2 protein-coding genes are annotated in these 1,401 nt (G+C 45.5%); one reads left to right on the top strand and one right to left on the bottom strand.

Features of this window, described 5'->3' with window-relative positions:
• The first annotated feature begins 62 nt into the window (after positions 1–62).
• Entirely contained in the window at positions 63–599 is a 537-nt protein-coding gene (locus tag R7Q47_RS24520) for an ATP:cob(I)alamin adenosyltransferase (RefSeq protein ID WP_318089842.1), read from the top strand.
• A 140-nt stretch (positions 600–739) separates the two neighbouring features.
• On the opposite strand, the gene R7Q47_RS24515 is transcribed toward R7Q47_RS24520, so the two are convergent.
• A partial coding sequence (locus R7Q47_RS24515) for a chemotaxis protein (protein ID WP_318089840.1) occupies positions 740–1,401 on the bottom strand: 662 nt, incomplete at its 5' end.

The raw sequence follows: 1,401 nt of genomic DNA, 5'->3' as shown, positions 1-1,401 counted from the left end.
TTTATGATTGCTAGGAGGGAGTTAGGTTATACTGGCTCCCTTTTTTACATTGGAACAACAGCATGAGACCTGTAAGCAAGGAACTGAGCGAGATCTGTTATCCCTTTATCTACGAAGACAGCCCTGTGTGCGATTTCGAGATCACCGCAGACGAGTTGTGCAGCCGGATTGGGTTGGTGCTGTCGATGGAATTGGACGACTTCAGTCGAGATATTCTCACGCGCCTTCAGCCTAATGTTTACCATCTCAATGGTTCGGTGCGTGGCAAGTTAGCGATTACAGAATCGGAAGTTGAAGAGCTGAAAGCAGACTATGAGGCCATAAAAGCGCGCATAGACGGTGGTTATAAAGGTTTTGTGCTGCCGGGTGGCCATACTACGTCTAGTCAACTGCATTTATGCCGCTGCCAAGCAAAGAAAACCGTTCGAGCACTCGTCGCGATAGAGTATGCTGGGAAAAAGCAACCAGCGCCGATTCTGTTCCGTTACGCCAACTTAATGGCCAATGTCATTTACAGCTTGGCTTCCTACATTAATCATGTTTACCAAGTGGAAGAAACTGAGTTTGTGTCTCGCAGCTACGCTATGCCAAAGAAGTAAACGCTGTAAACAAGTCGCTTTAGTACACGTGCCTTAAGCGTCGCAGTGTCATCAATAGTCAGCAATAAATCGTTGAAATGACGACAAAGTGATAACGATTTCGAGTGAACACAAAGCCACATATTATGTTCAGTTAAACGTTAAGAAGCCATGGCATTGGCTTCTAGCTCTTTTGCCCCGCGGAGCATAGCTTCGATGAGCTCACCAGCATTAAACTTTTCTAACGCTTCGTGAGCGCCAACTTGATGCGCTCTATCGACACAAATCTCACTCGACAGTGAAGTATGCAGAATGCGGTATGAGTGATTAAGAGCTGAATCATTTTGCACTTCAAACGCTAACTCGTAACCATCCAACCCCGGCATTTCAATATCACTGACCAGAATATCTATTGGGCGATTTGCTTCTGCCTCATTTTTCATCAACTGCAGTGCATCTGAGCCATTTTTACAAATTTGATAGGAGATATTGATGCTATCTAGCGCGTCACTTAATTGCTTACGCGCAATCGACGAGTCATCCACCAACAAGATATTCAGTGCTTTGAGGCGTTCACGCTCTACATCCGTCAGCATCGGGATATTCGCGTTTTCATACTGCGGATAAATTTTAGAAAGCAGCAGCTCGACATCGAGCATTTGAACTGTTTGATCGCCATAACGAGTGATACCCGTTACGAAGATGTTTTTTCCAGCGCTTGCTGGTGGCGTTTCAATGGCTTTCCAATCACATGCGATTATCTTCTCTATGCTACTAACCATAAACGCAACCACTGTGGGTAAGGAGTCGTTGACGAGGGGGT

Source organism: Vibrio sp. Vb0349, from assembly GCF_033338975.1.
Note: the sequence above shows the minus strand (reverse complement) of the source record. Positions and strands in the feature narration are given on the sequence as shown.

Bases quoted from the DNA above. Each gene is read 5' to 3' on its own strand.
- R7Q47_RS24520 (WP_318089842.1), top strand. From the start codon at position 63: ATGAGACCTGTAAGCAAGGAACTGAGCGAGATCTGTTATCCCTTTATC.